The sequence below is a fragment of the Fredinandcohnia onubensis genome (assembly GCF_002734215.1).
Classification (GTDB): domain Bacteria; phylum Bacillota; class Bacilli; order Bacillales; family Bacillaceae_L; genus Ferdinandcohnia; species Ferdinandcohnia onubensis.
The window spans coordinates 109,814-129,078 of record NZ_NSEB01000011.1; the positions used below are offsets into that span (position 1 = coordinate 109,814).

Sequence of the window (19,265 nt, forward strand, 5' to 3'; positions counted from 1 at the left end):
GCAGACGTTGGTGATTCGAACTGCCACGCAATGGTTCTTTTTCATACTTAACTAGAATACAACTTTTTACGATAAAAAGCAAGTATGTTCGTCTATTTTCTCAAAGTATTCCTTTGCCTGTTCCTTATCAAGTCCAATTTGTTTCACCAATTCGTCAATGGAAGAAAACTTTCTTTCCGAACGAATTCGTTTGTGCCATTCAACAATAACCTTTTCCTCATAGATATCTTCATTAAAATCAAACAGATGAACTTCAATTGATGGCAACTTTAAATTGTCATGAAAAGTTGGTTTAACCCCAAGGTTACATACTCCATTATACCATTTTGATCCAACTTTTAAACGAACAGCATACACGCCCATTTTAGGAATTATATAATCTTCATTCGTTTTAACATTTGCAGTTGGAAAGCCGATGGTTCTACCACGCTTTTCACCATCAATTACAATTCCATTTACTGTGTAAAATCTACCTAATAAAGGGGGAAGTTGGTCAACCTCACCACTCTGTATAAATTCCCGGATAAGCGTTGAACTCACCTTTTCATTATTAAAGGTTAATTTCTCTACAGTTGTTTGGGTAAATCGTCCATTAGCATGTTCCGCAAGAGTTTCCATTGTTCCTTTTCCAAACCGTCCGTACGTAAAATCAAATCCTGCAACAACATGTTTTACATTAAGACCGATAATGTATTGCTCAACAAATTGTTGAGGCGATAGACTCGCAAACTCAGATGTGAAATTGACTATATACAAATAGTCGATGTCAAATTGAGCAAATAACTCTTCCTTATGATGCAAAGGAGTTATATATTCAACATGTGTAACATCTTTTTTTAGGACGATTGATGGATGAGGATCAAAAGACATAACAGAGCAAGCAATTCCTTGTTTCTCTGCTTCCTTTTTTGCAGTTTCAACAACTTTTTGGTGGCCCAAATGGACACCATCAAAATATCCCAATGCCAATACTGTTGGCGGCAAATCTGTTTGATTAAAGGATTGTGGATGTGTGATATATATCGTCTTCACTTCTATTTCACCTTTTCTACACGAATAACCTATTTTAATTCTTGATTATTGACTAATACTTTAATAGGTTTTATCAAGTTGGGTTTTTCTGGATGCCTTTGATATATTGCTAGGATATCACCATTATGTAGGGTAGCAATAGGTTCTCCAACCTGGAGCTGATTTAACTCCTGAGGAACCGGCAAGACAGACCCATTTTTTACTTTCTCTGCTACTTTATCATTAATTATTATTTTGGGCAAATGGGAAAGAGCATCTTCAATTGATAGGAGATGTTCCTGAATGCGTCCATTTTTCACCATGCCTTCTAGTTCTTCAAGTGTCATACATTGTTGGAGTTTAAACTCACCAGAAGAGATCCTTATTAAATCAGACATATGAGATGGATACCCTAGCTTTTCACCAATTTGTACAGCGAGCGTTCGCACATACGTACCCTTGCTGCAGGTGACACGGAAACGAAATGATACTGTATGATTGGTTTGAACAATATCGCTTAGTAGCTCCAGCTTATGTATGGTAATTTTACGAGATGGTCTTTCAATTACCATTCCTTGTCTAGCATACTCATAAAGGCGTCTTCCATTGACTTTAACAGCAGAATACATTGGAGGGGTTTGAATGATTTCACCAGTTAACGAATGAAGTACATTCAATACTTCATCTTTAGTTATATCACGGTCTACTCTTTTTTCTTCTACCACTTCCCCGGAGGCATCTTCCGTAGTAGTTGAGAACCCTATTTTCACTTCACCTTCATAGGTCTTATTAGCTGCGGTTACATATTCTACGATTTTAGTCGCTCTTCCTAAACATATTGGTAGAACACCCGATACGTCAGGGTCTAATGTTCCTGTATGTCCTACTTTTTTCATTTTCACTAACTTCCGAACCTTGAAGACACAATCATGGGAAGTCATCCCTTTTGGTTTATTAAGCAGTAAAATTCCATCCACTTAGAGCCACTCCCCTAAACTTTTAGATAGGTGTTTTATATACACTTTTCTTAAATAGATTGAAAAAAGGGATAGACTTTATATTAAAGCCTATCCTCTACACTATTCTCGGTTAGATTCTTGATTTGAATCTTTATTTATTTCATGTAGGATCGTTTCAATTCGATTCCCATAATCAATTGATTCGTCAAATTCAAAAAGAATCTCAGGTGTTTTCCGTAAACGAATACGTTGACCGATTTCTGAACGGATAAAACCTTTCGCTTTGGCAAGACCTTTTAATGTGTTTTGCCTTTGCTCTTCATCACCTAAAACCGAAATAAAAACTTTCGCTTGCTGAAGGTCTCCAGTAACTTGAACGTCGGTAACAGTTACAAATCCAATACGTGGATCTTTTATCTTCCGTCCAATTATGTCACTCAATTCCTTTTTCATTTGTTCTCCAACACGATTTGGTCGTAAACTCATCTTTATATCACCTCGTTATAACCACTCAAAATCGGTTACTGTTCGATCTAATTCCGGGAACGAATCAATAAACTTTAGAGCATTGTTTAATTCGAGTTCAGAGTGCTTTCGACTTGAAGATACAGTAACAATGGCTAGTTTGGTGCGTTGCCATGTATCTTGATGGTCTACCTCCGCAACTGAAATATTAAACTTTTGTTTGAGTCGAGTAATGACACTTTGTAAAACGGCACGTTTTGCTTTTAAAGAATTCGCATCATAAATGACGCATTCACACTCTACATAGCCGATCAATGTCGATCAACTTCTTGCATCACGAAAGCTTCAATGATATCTCCTTCTTTAATATCGTTGAATTTCGCAATTGTTATACCACACTCATAGTTTTGCGCAACTTCTTTCACATCATCCTTGAAACGTTTTAATGTATCAATTTCTCCTTCAAAGATAACGACTCCATCACGAATTAGGCGAACCCCGCTGTCACGAGTGATTTTACCATCTGTTACGTATGAACCAGCAATTGTACCAATCTTCGATACCTTGAAGGTTGTACGTACTTCTGCTTGCCCAATTACTTTCTCTTCAAATTCAGGATCAAGCATACCCTTCATTGCAGATTCGATTTCTTCAATTACTTTATAGATAATGCGGTGAAGACGGATATCGACCTCTTCAGCTTCTGCAGTTCGTTTCGCATTTACATCAGGTCGTACATTAAAGCCGATTACAATTGCATTTGAAGCTGATGCAAGTGTAATATCGGATTCATTAATCGCACCGACTCCAGTATGGATAATCTTAACTTTAACACCTTCTACATCAATTTTTTGAAGAGAAGCTGCTAAAGCCTCAACAGAACCTTGAACGTCAGCTTTTACGATTAAGTTAATTTCCTTCATTTCACCTTGTTTAATATGCTCAAATAAATCTTCTAGACTTACTTTCACTTTGTCGCTACGTTGCTCGACTACTTGCTTCTGAGCTCTGGCTTCTCCAACTTGTCGTGCTTTCTTTTCATCTTCAAAAACAACGAATTGATCACCGGCTTGTGGGACATCACTTAGTCCAGTGATTTCAACTGGAGTTGAAGGACCTGCCTCTTTAACACGACGGCCTAAATCATTTACCATTGCACGGACACGACCAAATGTGTTTCCAACTACGATTGGGTCACCAATACGTAACGTTCCGTTTTGGACTAGTAGTGTAGCAACAGAACCTCTTCCTTTATCGAGCTTCGCTTCAATTACAGTACCTGTTGCTCTTCTCTTAGGGTTTGCCTTATATTCTTCAACTTCACTCACTAGAAGAATCATTTCAAGCAGGTTGTCGATTCCTTCTCCTGTTAACGCCGAAATCGGAACGAAGATTGTGTCTCCTCCCCAAGCTTCAGGAACTAAACCATGTTCAGTTAATTCCTGCATAACCCGATCAGGATTTGCTGTTGGTTTATCCATTTTATTCACTGCTACGATAATTGGCACCTCAGCAGCCTTTGCATGGTTAATCGCTTCAACTGTTTGCGGCATTACACCATCATCTGCTGCGACTACTAAAACCGTAATATCGGTAACCTGAGCACCTCTTGCACGCATAGTGGTAAAAGCAGCGTGTCCTGGTGTGTCTAAGAAAGTTATTTTCTTTCCGTTATCAACAACTTGATAGGCACCAATATGCTGTGTAATCCCACCAGCTTCCCCAGCCGTAACCTTTGTATTTCGGATGGAATCAAGGGTAGTTGTTTTACCATGGTCTACATGTCCCATGATTGTAACAATCGAAGGTCTTTCAATTAGGTCTTCTTCTTTATCTTCCTCTACATACTGTTCGAATTCGGTAACGTCAAAGACAATTTCCTCTTCGACCGCAACACCATATTCAGAAGCAATTAATTCGATTGAATCTTTATCAAGCTCCTGGTTAATTGTCGCCATAACACCTAACATGAATAACTTTTTAATAATCTCAGAAGGCTCTTTACCTAATTTTTTTGCTAATTCCCCAACGGTTAATGAACCAATGAAAGTAATCTTTTCAGGTAATTTTTTTTCAGGCTTTGGTTGAACCGGTTGTTGTTGATGATTTGGACGGTTATTACCTTTTTGTCTGTTGTTTTTATTTCTTCTGTTATTATTGTTATTATTTGACTGAAAACCTTTTTTCTGTCCTTGATTTTCAGGCTTTTTACCGTCACGGTTTTTAGGAGTTGCAGGCTTATTCTTAACTTCTTTTTTGTCAACCACTTTAGTTGTAGCATTATTATTAGCTGGTGGTTTTGAGTTATTATTTTTACTTTGCTCGCTTGTAGCCTTAGCAGTTTCTGTTTTTTTACCAAATGTTTGATCCAATTTTTTCAAAATATCTCCCTCAATTGTTGCCATATGATTTTTAACCTCTATGTCCATCTCTTTAAGCTTTGTAATAACTTCTTTACTTGAGATATTTTGTTGTTTTGCATATTCGTATACACGCATTCTACTCATATGTTCACCCCCAAATATGTTAATCGAGCAAGTGACTAATTTTTTTTGCAAACCCACTCTCCGTTATCGCGACAACTACTCGGGCATCCTTACCAATCGCATGTCCTAGTGTATACCGATCGCTTACAGTACGAAGTTGAACCTGATAATACGTGCTTTTATCCGTAATTTTTTTTGTAGTGTTTGCTGATGCATCTTCAGATAAGAGAACAAGTTTTGCGTTTCCATTGCGAATTTCTTTCACAACGAGTTCTTCACCTGAAATGACCTTTCTTGCTCGATTGGCAAGACCTAATAATGAAAACCATTCCTTATTTTCCATCTATGAAGGCTTCTCCTTATCTACTAGTTGGAGTAATTCTTCATAAAGTGAATCATCAATCGTGGCTTTCAGCTGACCAGCAAGAATGTTCTTTTTCTTTGCTAGTAAGATACATTCTTTATCTTTACTTAGGTATGCACCGCGGCCAGACTTTTTTCCAGTAAGGTCAATGGAAACTTCACCCTCTTTGGAACGCACGATTCGTACAAGTTCCTTTTTCGGCTTCATTTCACCACTGGCAATACATTTACGTAATGGTATTTTTTTATTTCCTACCAATTTTCTTCACCTCACTCGATTTCTTCAGACTGCAAATCGAATGCTTCTTCCTCATGTTCATCTTCGTGATCGTCGTCAAATAATCCAAAGCCTTCTCTAGGGTAAATTCCAACTTGCTCTGCATCTGTTTGACTCTTAATATCAATTTTCCAACCAGTTAATTTTGCTGCTAAACGAGCATTTTGCCCACGCTTACCGATTGCTAATGATAATTGATAGTCAGGAACAACAACTGTTGTTGCTTTTTCTTCTTCATTCACAATAACATCAAGTACTTTAGATGGGCTTAGAGCGTTTGCTACAAAAACAACTGGATCATCTGACCATTTTACAATATCGATTTTTTCACCTTTTAGTTCATTCACAATAGCTTGAACGCGTTGACCCTTAGGACCAACACAAGAACCTACCGGATCTACTTCTGAATTATCAGAGTGAACAGAAATCTTAGAACGATCTCCCGCTTCTCTGGCAACTGATTTAATTTCAACAGTTCCGTCATAGATTTCAGGAACCTCGATTTCGAAAAGGCGTTTTAATAATCCAGGATGTGTTCTAGAAACAAAGATTTGTGGACCTTTCGTCGTTCTTTCAACCTTTGTTATGTAGACTTTTATTCTGTCGTGAGGCTTATATTTTTCATTAGGCATTTGTTCATTCAATGGAAGCAATGCCTCAATTTTTCCTAAGCCAACATAGATAAACTTGGAATCCAGACGCTGCACAATCCCTGTCATGATGTCTTCTTCACGGTCAATGAATTCTGAGTAAATAACTCCTCTTTCTGCTTCACGTACACGTTGAGTTACAACTTGCTTCGCAGTTTGAGCAGCAATTCTACCGAAGTCTTTTGGTGTTACTTCAATTTCGACAACGTCCTCGACCTGGTAATTAGGGTTGATGGTTCTTGCCTCTTCTACGGAAATTTCAAGTCTAGGGTCAAACACTTCGTCTACTACATCTTTTCTAGCAAACACACGCATAGAACCGTTTGCTAAGTTTAAATCTACTCTTACATTCTGAGCCTGGTTAAAATTCCGCTTATATGCAGAAATAAGTGCTGCCTCTATTGCCTCAATAATAATATCTTTGCTAATGCCTTTTTCTTTCTCGAGCAATGTTAAGGCATCTAATAATTCACTACTCATTAGTTTCCTAATCCCCCTTTATTCTCTCAAACCTATTAATGAAAAGTAACAGCAAGTCTTGCATTTGCAATTTTTTCATACGGAATTTCTACAGATTTTTTGCGTGTTTTGACCACTACATTGATTGTTACTAGCTTTCCATCGAATGAAGTAAGCACTCCTTCAAAAATCTTTTCACCGTCGATTGGTTCGTATGTTTTCACATACACTTGTTTTCCAATTGCCTTTTCAAAGTCACTGTCCTTTTTTAACGGGCGTTCAGCACCAGGGCTAGAAACTTCTAGAAAATAGTTATAAGGAATGGGATCTACTTCATCAAGCTTTTCGCTTAATTTTTCACTTACTAATCCACAATCTTCAATATCTACTCCTTTTTCGGAGTCGATAAAGACACGTAGAAACCAGTCTTTCCCTTCCTTTACATACTCAACGTCAACAAGTTCCATCTGTAAATCAGTTACAATAGGTATCACTAATTCTTCCACTATTTGTGTTACCTTTTTACTCATGTTTTTCCTCCTAAGCTGATAAGGAATTCCTTTGTTTTATTCATAGTATTTCCTAAGTAGTGTAAAAACACCCTGCTATAATAGCAGGGAGGCAGTTGGAAAATATAGTGAAGTTCCATCTAAATAAACGTTGTTACACAATTTTTAGCCTCAGCCAAAGAATAAAGAGTGGGAAGCCCCACTCTTTTACCAGTAATATACATAGCATTTCCATAAAAACTATAACATAATCGCTATTTATATGCAAATAAAAGTCCTGATTAGAACAAGGATAATTGATTTTGTTCTGGCATATCTTCAAGGCAGCCATGGTTTTCGAGATATTCCATAATTGTTTTAGATACTTTACCACGCTTCTGTAAATCTTCTTTGGATAAAAATTCACCTTGTTCTCTTGCTTTTACAATATTGATTGCAGCATTTGTTCCTAGTCCAGGAATCGAATTGAACGGTGGAATTAAGGCATCTCCATCGATTATAAATTCACTTGCACTCGAACGGTATAAATCAATCTTATTAAAAGCAAATCCGCGTTCACACATTTCTAGAGATAACTCTAAAACTGTTAAGAGGTTCTTTTCTTTAGTTGAAGCTTCAAGCCCTTTGGCATTGATTTCCTCAATTCTAGCGCGAATTGTACTAGAACCACGTACCATAGCTTCTACATCAAAATCATCTGCACGAACTGTAAAATATGCTGCATAGTAAAGCAACGGTAAATGAACCTTAAAGTATGCAATCCTTACGGCCATTAAAACATATGCGGCTGCGTGGGCCTTCGGGAACATATATTTAATTTTTAAACATGAGTCAATATACCAATCAGGGACATCATTCTTCTTCATTTCTTCAATAAACTCGTCCGTCAACCCTTTACCCTTACGAACGGATTCCATAATTTTAAACGCTAGAGATGGTTCTAGACCTTTATAAATAAGGTAAACCATTATATCGTCACGACAACCTATAACTTCACTTAATGTACAAATATTATTATGGATAAGCTCTTGTGCATTACCCAACCATACATCCGTACCATGTGAAAGGCCTGAAATTTGAACTAATTCCGAGAAAGTAGTCGGCTTTGTATCCTCAAGCATTTGACGTACAAAGCGTGTTCCGAATTCCGGAATCCCAAGAGTACCCGTTTTACACATAATTTGCTCTTCGGTTACGCCTAGAGACTCAGTACCACTGAAAATTTTCATTACCTCAGGATCATCGGTTGGAATAGTTTTTGGATCAATTCCACTCAAGTCCTGGAGCATACGAATGACTGTCGGATCATCGTGCCCGAGTATATCAAGTTTTAGTACATTGTCATGGATAGAATGGAAATCAAAATGTGTGGTTTTCCACTCAGAACTTGTATCATCAGCCGGAAATTGAATAGGTGAAAAATCAAAGATATCCATGTAGTCCGGGACAACGATAATACCTCCTGGATGCTGACCCGTTGTTCGTTTAACTCCTGTACAACCTGCTACCAAACGGTCAGTTTCTGCACCACGCATCGTCAAATTATGATCATTTGCATAACCTTTAACATAGCCATAGGCCGTTTTTTCAGCTACTGTACCAATAGTTCCAGCACGATATACATATTCTTCACCAAACAGTACTTTCGTATAGTTATGAGCACGAGGCTGATATTCACCAGAGAAGTTTAAGTCGATATCAGGTACCTTATCTCCCTTAAACCCAAGGAACGTTTCGAACGGAATATCATGTCCATCTTTCTTATACTTCGCTCCGCAATTTGGGCAATCTTTATCTGGTAGGTCAAATCCCGAACCAACTGAACCGTCATTAAAAAACTCTGAATGCTTACAATCTGGGCATACATAATGTGGTGGTAATGGATTTACCTCTGTAATTTCCGTCATCGTTGCAACTAAAGAAGAACCAACCGACCCACGTGAACCTACGAGATATCCATCATCAAGTGATTTTTTAACAAGCTTATGGGAAATTAAGTAGATTACTGCGAATCCATGCCCAATAATACTTTTAAGCTCTTTTTCTAACCTTTTCTCAACGATTTCAGGTAATTCTTCTCCATAGATGCTTCGGGCCATACTATAGCTCATATTCCTAATTTCATCTTCCGCACCTTCGATTTTAGGTGTATACAGATCATCCTTAATTGGCTTCACTTCACCAATCATGTCTGCGACTTTTTGTGTATTCGTAACAACAATTTCCTTCGCCTTCTCTTTTTCAAGGAAAGAAAAACAGTCTAACATTTCATTGGTCGTGCGGAAATGAACTTCTGGCAATGAATGTCGATTTAATGGATTTGCACCACCTTGGGACCGAACTAAAATTTTTCGATAAATATGGTCATTAGGATTTAAATAGTGCACATTCCCCGTAGCAACAACCGGTAAATTCAACTTTTCCCCAAGGTTAACAATATTTTTTAAGATGTCTTTTAGTTCACGCTCATTTTGGATTAAATCCAATTCGAGTAAATGTCTATAATTTGATGGTGGCTGTACTTCTAGATAGTCATAGAATTGAGCAATGGACTCAACTTCCTCAGGTGACTTCTGCATCATACCTTCAAATACTTCCCCTTTGTCACAGGCAGATCCCACTAAAATACCTTCTCGATATTTTTGCAACTGGGATCGTGGAATCCGTGGTACACGGTAATAATAATTAATATGTGAAATCGAAATTAATTTAAATAAGTTTTTTAGTCCTACATCATTTTGTGCTAGCAAAGTCGCATGATAAGGTCTAGAACGTTGGTATGCTTTACCTTGACCCATATAATCATTTAACTGATCATGAAATTGAATCTCTTTTTCTGCAGCATCTTTTAATAATTTCATGACTAAATAACCTGTTGCTTCTGCATCATAGATCGCACGGTGATGCTGGGTTAATTCAATATCAAACTTTTTACATAATGTATTTAATCGGTGGTTTTTTAATTCTGGATATAAAAATCTCGCGAGTTCCAGTGTATCAATTACTGGATTTGTTGCTTGTTCAAGCCCCGCCTTTTTATAACCAACATTTAAAAAGCCCATATCAAAGCTTGCATTGTGGGCAACGAATATTGCATCCTCGGACCAGTCCTTGAATTTTACCAGTACTTCACTAACTTCTGGTGCCGTTCTCACCATATCATCTGTGATTCCAGTTAAGTCAATGGTTGTTGCACTTAATCGGTGATGAGGGTTTGCAAATGATTCAAATCGATCAATGATTTCACCATTTTTCACTTTAACAGCAGCTAACTCAATAATTGTATTATAAACTGCAGATAAACCTGTCGTTTCTACGTCAAATACGACATACGTATCCTCTTCTAAATTACGATGCTGTGAATTATAGGCAATCGGGACACCATCATCTACTAAATTTGCTTCGACACCGTAAATCATCTTTATCCCATTTTTCTTTGCTGCTGAATAAGCTTCAGGGAAAGATTGAGCTACCGCATGGTCTGTTAATGCAATCGCTGTATGACCCCATTTTTTAGCTTGGCCAACTAATTGACTAATAGAAGTTACAGCATCCATCTGACTCATTGGAGAGTGTGCATGCAACTCGACACGTTTTTCTCCTTCTGGCGCAGTGTCTTTTCTTTCGTTCATCGGCTGTATCTCATTAATATCATTTGCCAGCATCACTAAATCTCTTACAAATGTATCATTTTGAATACTTCCACGACATCGGACCCACATACCTTTTTTAATGGATTGTAGTAGATGAACATCTTCTTTATCCCGTGAGAATACTTTAACAAGAATTGAATCCGTATAGTCTGTGATTTTAAAGGTTAAAAGAGTTCTTCCACTTCGCAATTCTTTTGTTTCAGCAAAGAAAATATATCCCTGGATTGCAATTCTACGTTCTTCATCAAGAATTGAACTGATTTCTTTAAAATCTTCTTCATCTTTGATTGTATATCCAATTGTAATCGGTCCAGTAACATTATTCTGATCCTTTTCCTTCTCTTTCTTTTGCATATCAGCAACAGCTAATAACGCTCTTTCCTGATCTTCCTGTTGTTTTTTCTCTAAAAACTGTTCGTACTCTTGATTAGAAGCCTCAATTTCTGTTTCAAGAGTGAACATAGGAAAGCCGTAGGATTGATACACATTTCCTAATAATTGCCCGTACTTTTTCTTAATCGCAATTGATTCCGTGTCATTTCTTGTCTTGATATGAAGCTTAAGACCTTGTTGTGTTGGAAGTTGATTATGCAATAAAGATAGAATAGGTGGTGCAATTCCATCTAACTCTTGTAAGCAAAGCGGCCAATAGGCTTGTACCATTTCTTCAGTTACGTGTTGTGATTGTACATGCAATGAAAAGGTTACGGATGCTATATGTGTGAATTTTGTTCGTAGTTGCGTTGAAAATATCCTCATGACATCTGCTGGAATTACTCTTTCAAAAGAAAATAAGAAATGCCATGCTTTCTTCTCTTTATCGATCATAAGTTTTTCAATACCTGCATTTGCAAAGTGTGCAACTATTGCATCTTCGGTTAATTCAAGCTGTTGCAGCAAGACCATAAACCGTTCTTTTTGCTGTGGTGATAATTCCATCCTCGTTCCCCCTCTTCAGACAGAATGTCTAGTTTCAGCGACTAGAAACTCGAGAATTTTCAACTCCTCCGGCAGAAGCAAAAATACGCTTCTTTGTCGGAGTATCCAGATTTCTCGTTTCTGGGCAAGTCGCTGCCACATTTCAAATATTTAGGGTACCCCATACTACCGAGGTACCCTTTTCTTTTCTACTATTTATTTTACTACATATTTGTTAATTGTCTCGATAAGATTTTCAATATTTATTTCCAATGTTTCCCCTGTCTTACGAACCTTCACTTCAACAATCCCTTCGCCCGCACGTTTTCCAACTGTGATACGTAGTGGCAGACCAATTAAATCAGAATCTGCAAACTTCACACCTGGGCGTTCGGCACGGTCATCAAATAATACATCATAGCCGCTTTCCTTAAGAGTTACATATAAAGATTCGGAAATTGCTTTTTGTTCTTCATTCTTCATGTTAACAGGGATTAAGTGTAGATCAAATGGTGCAAGATTTGCTGGCCAAATCAGACCATTTTCATCATTTGATTGCTCTGCTACTGCAGATAAAGTTCTGGAAATCCCAATACCATAGCAACCCATAATCATCGGTTGTGATCTTCCATTTTCATCAAGGAAGGTTGCATTCATTGCCTCACTATAACGTGTTCCGAGCTTAAAGATATGACCTACTTCAATGCCCTCAGCAAATACTATTTTCCCTTCACCATCAGGAGATGGGTCTCCTTCTTGGATGAAGCGAAGGTCTGCATATTGAATTCCTGAAAAATCACGGTCTGGATTTACATTTATAAAGTGATAATTCTCTTCATTTGCCCCACATACACCATTAACAACTGATGCTACAGCATGGTCCGCAATTACAGTAATGTCTTCCGATACTTGAATCGGTCCTAATGAACCAACTGTGCAGCCCATAACGCGATTGGTATCCTCTGGACTTGCCAATTCGACATTCGTAGCTTCTAGTAAGTTCTTCACTTTAATATCGTTTACTTCATGGTCCCCACGTGCTAATACAAGTACAAATTTTTCATCTACTTGGAAAAGGAGTGATTTAATGCATTTTTCCTTTGTTACATCAAGGAAAGCAGCAACCTCTTCAATTGTCTTCTTCTCAATTGTTTCTACTTTTTCTAATTCTTTTACTGACTCATTGCTTTTTGGATATTCCATAACAACAGGCGCCATTTCAATATTAGCTGCAAATGTAGACGTATCAGAATAAGCAATTGTATCCTCACCAATTTCTGAAAGCACCATGAATTCATGGGTATCCTTTCCACCCATCGCACCAGAATCCGCAATCACGGCACGGAAGTTCAGTCCACAACGAGCGAAAATATTGGAGTATGCAGTATACATTTTTTCATAGATATCGTGAAGGCTTTCTTGATTAGCGTGGAATGAATATGCATCCTTCATGATAAATTCTCGTCCTCGTAATAACCCGAAACGAGGTCTTTTTTCATCGCGGAACTTAGTTTGTATTTGATAAAGGGTGATTGGTAGTCTCTTATAGGATTTAATTTCATCGCGAACAAGACTCGTAATAACCTCTTCATGAGTTGGTCCTAATACGAAGTCACGTTCATGACGATCGTGTAGGCGCATTAGTTCTGGACCGTAAGAATACCAACGTCCTGATTCCTGCCATAACTCTGCAGGCGTTAATGCAGGCATGAGTATCTCAGCAGCACCTGCACGCTCCATTTCCTCACGGACGATTGTTTCAATTTTTTGTAAAACACGCTTTGCTAAAGGTAGGTAACTATAGACCCCACTCGCATTTTGTCGAATAAAACCTGCTCGAATTAAAAGCTGGTGACTCTTGACTTCGGCATCAGCTGGTACTTCTCGTAGTGTAGGTATAAGCGTCATACTTTGTTTCATATCTTGCACCTCATTATAATTTCAGCTTATTTTATAAAAAGAATCTTTGAATATCGTTCCACGTTACCACCAACATTAAAAGCATTAATAAGGCGAATCCAATAAAATGAACCATACCTTCTTTTTGCTTATCAATTGGTTTTCCACGAACGGCCTCTAACGCAAAGAACACGAGTCTCCCTCCGTCAAGGGCAGGCAATGGCAAAAGGTTCACGATTCCAAGGTTAATACTTAGAATTGCGGCCCATTTCATTACATAATAGATTCCAGATTGAACAACTGTATCAGTTGACACATATATTCCAACTGGTCCAGAAAGCATATCAATCGAGAACTGACCTGTAATAAGCTTTCCAAGTCCAAGTAAAATCTCCTTTGTCCACATGAAGGTTTCCATAACCCCATATTTCAAGGAAGGCAATACTGATTTTTCAACAGGCCCATAAACACCTATGATACCAATTGTTTGGTCCTCAATTTGTTGAGCTTTTGGAGTTACAGGTATATCCAGTAATTCTCCATTACGTTCAACTACGAATCCAATTTCTTCTTCCGGATTTGCGCGAATAATATTTACAATATCATTCCATGTAGAAACTTGTTCATTATCAATCTCACGAACAATATCACCTTCATGGAGACCTGCTTGAAGTGCTGCCCCATCCTCGGTTAGCTTCCCTAGAATCGGCTTATCAATTGGTGTACCTTGTAATAAACCAATTGCAATTAAAATGATAAATGCTAGGACAAAATTCATTGCCGGACCCGCAGCAATTGCCAGTGTCCGTTGCAATAATGTTTTGGAAGCGAATTGGCGATTATATGGAGCAATTTGAGTTTCTTGTCCATCGGCCACAAAAAACGCAGTCTCACTAACTTCAAATCTTTTTAGAACCTCGTCCTCTCCATCTTCATAGCCCGAAATAAAAAGATTATGCTCTAAATCTGCTTCCTCAACCTCAATTACTCTTAAATCTGGATACTTATCCTTATTATTTAAGATAATTTTCTCTACTTTTCCAGCATTATCGAATAACAAACCGATATTATGACCGGGTTTAATTTCAACCATTTCCGGGTCTTCGCCAGCCATTCTAACATATCCGCCAATTGGAAGGAGACGAATCGTATACAATGTTTCATTTCTTCTAAAGGTAAATACCTTTGGCCCCATCCCAATTGCAAATTCACGACAGAGAATTCCTGCTCGCTTTGCTAAAACGAGATGTCCTAACTCATGAAAAAATACGAGTGCACCAAAAATAATGATAAAGGCTATCACAGTCTCCACATATTTAACCACCTTTTGTTAGTTTGACTATAAAAAGTGTATCTAAATCTTTATTTTTTCTCTATTAATCCACGAACATAGGCCCGTGTTTGTTGATCTACCTCTTGGATGACATCTAAGCTTGGGTGTTGTACAGTATCATGCTTCTCAATTGTTCCCTCAATGATTTCTTCGATTTGTAAAAACGAGATTTTTCCATTTAGAAACCCTGAAACTGCCTCTTCATTTGCGGCATTTAATACAGTAGGTAAGGTTCCACCTGTTTTTCCGGCTTGAAAAGCAAACCCAAGACATCTAAATCTGTCAAAATCGGGCTTTGAAAAATGTAGTTTACCTATCTCCCAAAGTCGTAGTCTCTCCTTTGATGCAGCCATTGGAAATCGGTCTGGATACGAAAAGCTATATTGAATGGGTACTCTCATATCCGGTGTACCTAGTTGTGCAATGACACTACTATCATGGAACTCGACCATTGAATGAATAATGCTTTCTTTATGAAGAAGTACTTCAATTTGTTCATATGGAAGATTGAATAACCAATGAGCTTCAATTACTTCTAACCCTTTATTCATCATTGTCGCAGAATCAATTGTAATTTTAGCACCCATTGACCAATTCGGATGATTTAAAGCATCCTCAATTGTAACATTCTTAAGTTCGTCACGTGTTCGGTCACGGAAACTTCCACCTGAAGCGGTAAGAATGATTTTCTCGACATTTTTTTCTTTTTCGCCTTGAAGACACTGAAAAATAGCCGAATGTTCACTGTCTACTGGTAAAATTGGAACCCCATTCCGATTTGCTGCATCCATTACTAGATGTCCTGCAGTAACTAACGTTTCCTTATTAGCAAGGGCAATCGTCTTCTTTGCTTCGATAGCTCTTAATGTAGGTAACAGCCCCACACTTCCTACTACTGAATTTAGGACAATGGTCGCTTCATCGTAAGTAGCCACCTCAATTAATCCTTCATCCCCGTAGACAAATCGGATATTACTTGAAAATTCACTTTTGAATTTTTCACATATTTCTTTTGACTTTACAGATACAAGCTTTGGTGAAAACTTTTGGATAATTTGTCGACCTAGGGTAACATTTTCACCTATTGACATGGCTACAAGCTGTAGTTTTTCAGGATGCTGTTCAATTACATCCAACGTTTGTTGCCCAATCGAGCCCGTAGCTCCTAATAAACTTACTTTTTTCACAAACTCACTCCTAATAAACAACCACTACTGAATAATTGCACTTAAGAAATAAAGGATTGGCAGGATGAATATCATGCTGTCAAATCGATCTAATATTCCGCCATGGCCAGGTAGTAATGTTCCAGAATCTTTCACATTATAATGCCTTTTAAGTGCAGATTCTACTAGATCCCCAATTTGTCCAAAAAAAGACACAAACAATGTCACGATAATTAGTGATAAGAAGGAATCAAATAAATCTGTAATCATGTTAAAAATAAATGCAAATACAATAGCAGTCACAATACCGCCGACAAAGCCCTCAATGGTCTTATTTGGACTAATTTCCGGCCATAACTTATTTTTACCAAGCTTTCTCCCTACAAAATAGGCACCTGAATCGGTTGTCCAAATAACAACGAATGCATAGAATATATATGCTAATCCCATCGCTCTTATTTCAATCATATAATAAAAACCAAATCCTATGTATAGAGCTGACAGGATCACAAGGCCAGCATCATCAAAGCTGAAGCTATTTTTTGAAATAACAGTATACGTTAAAATAAATAAAACAATTAGAAGAACTATTTCAATCTTCGTAAATTGAAGGGTCTCAAAAAAATTATTGTATTGACTGGGAACTAAAATAACCCATAACAATATAATCGAGATTACGCCAGGGATTGATGCAATATTTATTTGCTTCATCCGTAAAAGCTCAAATATAGCAATTGCTCCCATCAAATAGACTAAAATAGTAAACGGGACGCCACCAAAAATAACAATCGGTAGGAAGACTGCTGCTGCAATTATTGCCGTTATAATTCTTTGTTTCATTGTATCATTCCTTTTTTATACGATTTGGTAGTAATGGTTATATACCACCAAATCGTCTACCTCTCTTTTGAAATGCATGAATGGCCTCTAATAAATGATGTTCCTTAAAATCAGGCCATAATACATCGGTGAACCAAAATTCAGTGTATGCAAGCTGCCAGAGCATAAAATTACTTAAGCGAATTTCCCCGCTTGTACGAATTAATAAGTCGGGATCTTCTAAACCAGCACTCATTAAATATTGATTAAAAAGATCTTCATCAATCTTATTGTGGAGGTCTTTCTCACGATAGTCTGAAAGAATATGATTGACCGCATCCAGGATATCTGCACGGCCACCGTAGTTAAGTGCAAAATTCAATACTAAGCCTGTATTGTTCTTCGTATCGTTTACCGCTTTATCTACCGCTTTTTGAGTATGTGCAGGTATCGCATCTTTATTCCCCATGATTCGAACCTGTACATTTTCTTCTATAAGCTCTGGTAGAAATGTGCCCATAAATTCTTGGGGAAGTTTTAATAAATAATTAACCTCATCCTCTGGACGCTTCCAGTTCTCTGTTGAAAATGCGTAGACGGTTAAAGTCTTCACCCCAAGTCTACTTGCAAGCTTTGTAACTCTCTTTACTACTTTCATTCCTTCATGATGACCAGCAGTTCGTGGCAATGATCGTTTTTTTGCCCATCTCCCATTTCCGTCCATGATAATTGCTATATGGTTAGGTATTGGCCCTTTTACTATTTCGTCTTCAGAAATAGAAACTGGTCCCTTTTTTGTCTTTTTAAATTTTCCAAACATGAACAAGTCCTCCAACACCCGTCTCAATCGAGTTTCACTCATTTTACCATTTGTTTCGTTCGAGGTAACTAATTAGTAGACAGTATTAACAAAAAAACCCCCTGTAAACGTAAGAGGGTCTTTTTACAATATATTGTACATTGAAATGGATTAGACTTCCATGATTTCTTTTTCTTTTTCTTTTGCAACTGAATCAATTTTATTAATAGATTCATCTGTCAATTTTTGAATATCATCTGTAAGGCTACGTAATTCATCCTCTGTGATTTCACCATTCTTCTCAAGCTTTTTCAAATCATCATTGCCATCACGACGAACATTTCGAACCGCAACTTTTGACTCTTCTGCATACTTCTTAACAAGCTTGACCAAATCACGACGTCTTTCTTCTGTTAATGGCGGAATTGAAATACGAATAATAGAGCCATCATTTGTTGGGTTTAAGCCTAAATCAGCCTTTTGAATCGCTTTTTCCATATCTCCTAATGCTGACTTGTCATATGGTTGAATAACAAGCATTCTAGCTTCAGGAACATTAATAGAAGCTAACTGATTTAAAGGTGTAGGTGCCCCATAATAATCAACCGTAACTTTATCAAGTATTGCCGGATTCGCTCTACCAGCTCTTACAGTTGCTAGTTCACGAGACAATGCTTGGACTGCTTTAGACATTTTATCTTTCACTTGATTTAATGTGTTATTTGCCATAAAGTTATTTCCCCCTTACAATTGTTCCGATATTTTCTCCTAGTACGGCACGTTTAATATTTCCTTCTTCCATAATTGAAAAGACAATTAACGGAATATCGTTGTCCATGCAAAGTGAAGAGGCAGTGGAATCCATCACAGCTAAACCTTCTTTAATAACATCAAGATAGGTTAACGATTCATATTTCACAGCTGTTTTATCTATGGATGGATCAGCGCTATACACACCATCAACATTATTTTTAGCCATTAAGATAACCTCTGCTTCAATTTCAGCAGCACGTAAAGCAGCAGTTGTATCTGTTGAGAAATAAGGATTTCCTGTACCCGCCGCAAAAATGACAACTCGCTTCTTCTCAAGATGACGAATCGCTTTTCTTCTTATGTATGGTTCTGCAACTTGTCGCATTTCAATAGATGTTTGGACACGAGTTTGGATTCCTTGATTCTCCAAGCTATCTTGTAACGCTAAGGAATTCATCACTGTAGCAAGCATTCCCATGTAATCAGCATTTGCACGGTCCATTCCCATTTCACTACCAATTTTACCTCTCCAGATGTTTCCGCCACCTACAACTACAGCAACTTCCACTCCAAGTTCAGCAATTTCTTTTACTTGTTTTGCAACAGACTGGATTACAGATGGATTTATACCAAATCCCTGTTCACCCGCTAATGCTTCCCCACTTAATTTTAACACTACACGTCTATATTTGGCACCGCTCATCGAATAAAAAACCTCCATCTTTTAAAGAAAAAGTACTAGCGCT

Annotated in this window: 17 protein-coding genes; all 17 read right to left on the bottom strand. The window is 37.6% G+C overall.

The window, feature by feature from the left end; genetic code table 11:
* Positions 1-66: 66 nt before the first annotated feature.
* The 17 genes from ribF to pyrH all read right to left on the bottom strand — a co-directional run bounded on the left by ribF (position 67) and on the right by pyrH (position 19,222).
* On the bottom strand, positions 67-1,032 hold the full coding sequence (gene ribF, locus CKK03_RS12900; protein ID WP_099362977.1) for a bifunctional riboflavin kinase/FAD synthetase: 966 nt from the start codon (positions 1,030-1,032) through the stop codon (positions 67-69).
* Positions 1,033-1,061: 29 nt separating this feature from the next.
* Positions 1,062-1,988 carry a tRNA pseudouridine(55) synthase TruB gene (truB, locus tag CKK03_RS12905; protein WP_099362978.1) on the bottom strand — a complete coding sequence of 309 codons (927 nt, stop codon included), beginning with the start codon at positions 1,986-1,988 and terminating at the stop codon, positions 1,062-1,064.
* A gap of 102 nt (positions 1,989-2,090) precedes the next feature.
* A complete protein-coding gene (gene rbfA, locus CKK03_RS12910) occupies positions 2,091-2,456 on the bottom strand; it encodes a 30S ribosome-binding factor RbfA (RefSeq protein ID WP_077617859.1) in 366 nt (121 codons plus the stop codon).
* A 15-nt stretch (positions 2,457-2,471) separates the two neighbouring features.
* Positions 2,472-2,750, bottom strand: a complete 279-nt coding sequence (locus CKK03_RS12915; RefSeq protein WP_099362979.1) for a DUF503 domain-containing protein — start codon at positions 2,748-2,750, stop codon at positions 2,472-2,474.
* Positions 2,747-4,942, bottom strand: coding sequence for a translation initiation factor IF-2 (gene infB, locus CKK03_RS12920; protein ID WP_099362980.1), 2,196 nt, complete (start codon positions 4,940-4,942; stop codon positions 2,747-2,749). The genes CKK03_RS12915 and infB overlap by 4 nt, the downstream gene beginning before the upstream one ends.
* Positions 4,943-4,961: 19 nt before the next feature.
* Positions 4,962-5,264: a YlxQ family RNA-binding protein gene (locus CKK03_RS12925; protein WP_099352458.1), complete on the bottom strand. Its 303-nt coding sequence runs from the start codon at positions 5,262-5,264 to the stop codon at positions 4,962-4,964.
* On the bottom strand, positions 5,265-5,543 hold the full coding sequence (rnpM, locus tag CKK03_RS12930) for an RNase P modulator RnpM (RefSeq protein WP_099362981.1): 279 nt from the start codon (positions 5,541-5,543) through the stop codon (positions 5,265-5,267).
* 11 nt (positions 5,544-5,554) lie between these two features.
* Complete coding sequence (nusA, locus tag CKK03_RS12935; protein ID WP_099362982.1) at positions 5,555-6,691, bottom strand: transcription termination factor NusA; 1,137 nt, start codon at positions 6,689-6,691, stop codon at positions 5,555-5,557.
* 35 nt (positions 6,692-6,726) lie between these two features.
* Positions 6,727-7,200 carry a ribosome maturation factor RimP gene (gene rimP / locus CKK03_RS12940; RefSeq protein WP_099362983.1) on the bottom strand — a complete coding sequence of 158 codons (474 nt, stop codon included), beginning with the start codon at positions 7,198-7,200 and terminating at the stop codon, positions 6,727-6,729.
* Between the two features lie 260 nt (positions 7,201-7,460).
* The gene (locus CKK03_RS12945; RefSeq protein WP_099362984.1) at positions 7,461-11,771 is read right to left on the bottom strand and encodes a PolC-type DNA polymerase III; all 4,311 of its coding nucleotides are present in this window, start codon (positions 11,769-11,771) and stop codon (positions 7,461-7,463) included.
* A 195-nt stretch (positions 11,772-11,966) separates the two neighbouring features.
* Complete coding sequence (locus CKK03_RS12950; RefSeq protein ID WP_099362985.1) at positions 11,967-13,670, bottom strand: proline--tRNA ligase; 1,704 nt, start codon at positions 13,668-13,670, stop codon at positions 11,967-11,969.
* 31 nt (positions 13,671-13,701) lie between these two features.
* The gene (gene rseP / locus CKK03_RS12955) at positions 13,702-14,961 is read right to left on the bottom strand and encodes an RIP metalloprotease RseP (protein ID WP_099362986.1); all 1,260 of its coding nucleotides are present in this window, start codon (positions 14,959-14,961) and stop codon (positions 13,702-13,704) included.
* Between the two features lie 50 nt (positions 14,962-15,011).
* Positions 15,012-16,169 (bottom strand): 1-deoxy-D-xylulose-5-phosphate reductoisomerase, encoded by a 1,158-nt coding sequence (locus tag CKK03_RS12960; protein ID WP_099362987.1) that lies wholly within the window; start codon positions 16,167-16,169, stop codon positions 15,012-15,014.
* A gap of 24 nt (positions 16,170-16,193) precedes the next feature.
* Positions 16,194-16,988, bottom strand: a complete 795-nt coding sequence (locus CKK03_RS12965; RefSeq protein ID WP_099362988.1) for a phosphatidate cytidylyltransferase — start codon at positions 16,986-16,988, stop codon at positions 16,194-16,196.
* A 37-nt stretch (positions 16,989-17,025) separates the two neighbouring features.
* Positions 17,026-17,787, bottom strand: a complete 762-nt coding sequence (uppS, locus tag CKK03_RS12970; RefSeq protein WP_099362989.1) for an undecaprenyl pyrophosphate synthase — start codon at positions 17,785-17,787, stop codon at positions 17,026-17,028.
* 150 nt (positions 17,788-17,937) lie between these two features.
* Positions 17,938-18,495, bottom strand: a complete 558-nt coding sequence (gene frr, locus CKK03_RS12975) for a ribosome recycling factor (RefSeq protein WP_099352448.1) — start codon at positions 18,493-18,495, stop codon at positions 17,938-17,940.
* A gap of 4 nt (positions 18,496-18,499) precedes the next feature.
* Entirely contained in the window at positions 18,500-19,222 is a 723-nt protein-coding gene (gene pyrH, locus CKK03_RS12980) for a UMP kinase (protein WP_099352447.1), read from the bottom strand.
* Positions 19,223-19,265 lie beyond the last annotated feature (43 nt).